Origin of the sequence: Mycobacterium sp. E3247, assembly GCF_001667785.1 — a bacterium.
GTDB lineage: Bacteria > Actinomycetota > Actinomycetes > Mycobacteriales > Mycobacteriaceae > Mycobacterium.
Genome location: NZ_LZJG01000161.1, coordinates 1 through 3,925 on the forward strand (window position 1 = coordinate 1; position 3,925 = coordinate 3,925).

At 70.3% G+C, this 3,925-nt stretch carries 1 protein-coding gene; it reads right to left on the reverse strand.

Features of this window, described 5'->3' with window-relative positions; all coding sequences use genetic code 11:
- On the reverse strand, nucleotides 1-3,925 hold a 3,925-nt coding region (locus A9X04_RS08750), incomplete at both ends, for a non-ribosomal peptide synthetase (RefSeq protein WP_156764277.1).

Here is a 3,925-nt window from a genome sequence, read left to right on the forward strand (position 1 = left end):
GGAGCCGATGTTGTTCAACAGCTCGGGGCCCGCGCCGGAGCACACCGAAACGAGTCGCTGCAGGAGCGCGGTGCCCACCGGTTCTCCGCCACACACCAGGCGGGACAGTGCCCGCACCGCGTCGGGCCGGCTGTCGATCAGGGCGGAGACCAGGCTGGGCACCGCGGTCAGTTGGGCGACCGAATGCCGGGTCATCAAGTCACCCAGGGCTTCCGGGTCGCGGTGCTCGGCGTCGTCGGCGAGGATCATGGTGGCCCCCGCCGCGAGACCGGCCAGCATCTCCATGCCGCCCTCGAGGAACGTCATCGACGCCTGCGCCAGCCGGACGTCGTCCGCTTTCGGCGGGTAGTGCCTCAGCTGCCAGTCCAGCCGGGCCGTCATCGATCGATGGGTGCCCACCGCACCCTTCGGCGTGCCCGTCGACCCCGACGTGAAGACCAAATACATCGGGTCGTCCGGGTGCGGCAGCGGCAATTCCCGCCGACCGGCCCCGCCGTTGTGCACCACGTCGCGCACCTGCGGGTCGTCCAGCGAGATCACCGTGATGCCGGCGACTTCGGGCATGCTGGCGGCGGCGTCCGCGGTGGCCAGCACCACCGGCGGCCGCACGTCGTCGAGCATGAACTGCTTGCGCGCCGTCGGGTAGCCCGGATCGATCGGGAAATAGCCGCCGCCGGCCTTCATGATGGCCACCAGCGCCACCACCAGGTCGAGTCCCCGCCGCGTCGAAAGCCCGACCAGCGTCCCGGGGCCGACCCCATGCGCGGCGAGCAGCTCCGCCAGGTTGTCCGAACGGCGGTGCAGCGCGGGGTAATCCATCTGCTGATCGCCGCAGCGCACCGCGATCCGGCCGGGTCCCCAGGTTCGGCTCGGCCGCAGCAGTTCGGGAATGGTGCGCGGCCGATCCCGCGGCGCGCGCTCGCCGCGGCTCCAGCCGTCGAGCATCGCCCGCCGCTCGCCGGCGTCGGTCAACTGAACGCCCCGCAAAGTCTGTTCGGGGTGGTCGGCAAACTCGGTGACCACCCGGGTCAGCCAGCCGGCCAGCCGCTCGATGGTGGTCCTGGCATACAGCTCCGTGCGGAAGATCAGGTTGCCGTTGTAGCCGACGCCGCCCGAGCCGTCGGTGCCGAAGAAGTTGACGCTCAGATCGGCGTGCGCCATGTCGAAGACGGGGTCCAGGGAGGTGCACACCGCGTCTTGCCCGCCCTCGACCGGCGCCTGCTCGATCACCCGGGTGGCGGGCAGGTGGTCACGGACGTGCACGACGACCTGGAACAGCGGGTTGCGCGACAGGGAACGGACCGGGCTGACGGCGTCGACCACCCGGTCGAACGGCAGGTCCTGGTGGGCGTAGCCGGCCAGCGCCGTCTCGCGCGCCCGGGTGAGCAGCTCGCGCAGCGTCGGGTTGCCGGTCAGGTCGTTGCGCAGCACCAGGATGTTGACGAAAAAGCCGATCAGTTGGTCCAATTCGGCCTCGGTGCGCCCGGCGACCGGGGTGCCGAGCGGGACGTCCAGGCCTCCCCCCGCCTTGTGCAGCACCACCGCGACCGCCGTTTGCAGCAGCATGAACTCGGTGATGCCCAACTCGCGGCACAGCGCGGCGAGCTTGCCGCGCGTCGCCGCGTCGATGCGGAACTCGACGGATTCGCCCGCGCCGCTGGGCACCGGCTGGCGGGGGAAGTCGGGCCGCAGCCCGGTGTCCTCCGGCAGCCCGGCCAGCTGCCGCGTCCAATACTCGCGCTGCTCGGCGGCAACGGCGGACTCCTGGCCGCTCGCGTCACCCAGGAACGCCGCCTGCCACGCCGCGTAGTCGGCGTACTGCACCCGTAGCGGCGCCCAGGACGGGACCTCCCCGGCCCGGCGCGCACGATAGGCGGTCATCACGTCGGCGAACAGCACTCCGGCCGACCAGTGGTCGGAGGCGATGTGGTGGATCACCAACGACAGCACATGCTCGGCGGGGTTGTCGGTGCTGTGCAGCACCGCGACCCGGACAGGCAGCTCGCGGTCCAACTCGAAGCAGTGCCGGCGTTCGGCGTCCAGCTCCCGCTGCAGCCACGCGTCGTCGGGCCCGGTTGCTCGGCGCACGGAGACCTCACCCGCGGGCCCGACCACCTGATAGGGCACGCCGTCCACCTCGACGTAGGAGGTGCGCAGGATCTCGTGCCGGGCGACGACGTCGCCGACCGCGGCGATCAGGGCCTCGATGTCCCACGGGCCGGTCAGTTTCGCGGCGAAGGGAATGTTGTTGACCCAGCTGGGACCGTCGACGCGGTAGGCGAACCAGCTGCGCAGCTGAGACGCCGACAGCGGCATGGGCTCATCGTGGGCGGTCGCGATCAGCTTGGGCCGCGACGGCCTGAGCCCGCCAGAACTCAGCTGGTCGAGCCGCTCCGCCAGCAGGCCCACGGTCGGTAGCTCGAACACGTCCCGGATGCCGAGCTCAACCCCACACTCGGAGCGAATCGCGGTGACGAGTTTCGTGGCCACCAGCGAGTGGCCACCCAGGTCGAAGAACGAGTCGTCGGCGCCCACCCGGTCGTGACCCAGCAGCGCGGAAAACAGTGCAGCGACGCGGCGTTCGGTGGCGGTGGTCGGGTCGCGGTATTCGGCGGCCGCCGCGATCTGCGGTTGCGGCAGCGCGGCGCGGTCGATCTTGCCGTGCGCCGTGATCGGGATTTCGTCGAGCGTCACGTAGGCCGCCGGTGTCATGTAGTCGGGCAGCGCGGCGGCCACCCGGGCGCGAATGCGCTCGACCTCAACGGTTTCCGGTCCACCGCCCTGGGCCGGCGTGACGAATCCCACCAGGCTCTTGCCCAGCCGGGGCAGGTCCATGGCCAGCACAACCGCTTGTCCCACACTGGGGTCCACGGAGATGGCCGCGGCGACCTCACCCAGCTCGATGCGAAAGCCGCGGATCTTCACCTGCTCGTCGGCACGGCCGACGAACTCTATGTCCCCGTCGGCGTTGCGGCGAGCCAGGTCGCCCGAGCGGTACAACCGGCGGCCCGGGGTAAACGGGTCGGCGACGAAGCGTTCGGCCGTCAGTCCCGGCCTGCCGTGGTATCCGTGCGCGACATGTGTTCCGCCGATGTAGATCTCGCCTATCACACCCGCGGGAACGGGCCGCAGCGCGTTGTCGAGCAGGTGCACCTGCGTGTTGATCTTGGGACGGCCGATGGGCACCACCCGGGTGCCCTGTGCCCCTTCCACCGGGTAACTGGTGCAGTTGACCACGGTCTCGGTCGGCCCGTAGAAGTTGTACAGCAGCGCATCGAAGGTGGCGTGGAACTTGTCGGCGATCTCGCCCGGCAAGGCCTCCCCGCCGATCGGTACGCGCCGCAGGGTGCGCCACTGGCCGACGCCGGGCAGCGACAGGAACAGTCCGAGCAGCGACGGCACGAAGTGCATCGAGGTGATGCCTTCGCGGCTGAGCAGTTCGGTGAGGTAGCCGATGTCGCGCAGCCCGTCGGGCCGCGGAATCACCAGGCGGGCACCCATGATCAACGTGCCGAAGATCTCGCCCATGGAGACGTCGAAGCTGGGCGACGCGACCTGCAACAGCCGGTCGGTTTCGTCGACGCGATACTCGTCGCCGAACCAGACGAAGTACTCGGCGATGGGCGCATGGGGCACCGGCACGCCCTTGGGCAGCCCGGTCGATCCCGACGTGTAGATCAGGTACGCGGTGTTCTGCGGGCTCAGCGGCCGGACCAACTCGGCGGGCGCGGAGGCGGGGTATCGCGACAGGCCGGTAACGGGCTCGCGCAGCACCAGTTCGGCGCCGGCGTCGGCGAGGATGAAGGTCAGCCGATCTTCGGGGTAGGTGGGATCCACCGGCAGATAGACCGCGCCCGCCTTGAGCACGCCCAGCGCGGTGATGACCAATTCGGGTGACTTGTCCAGCAACACCGCGACGCGGTCC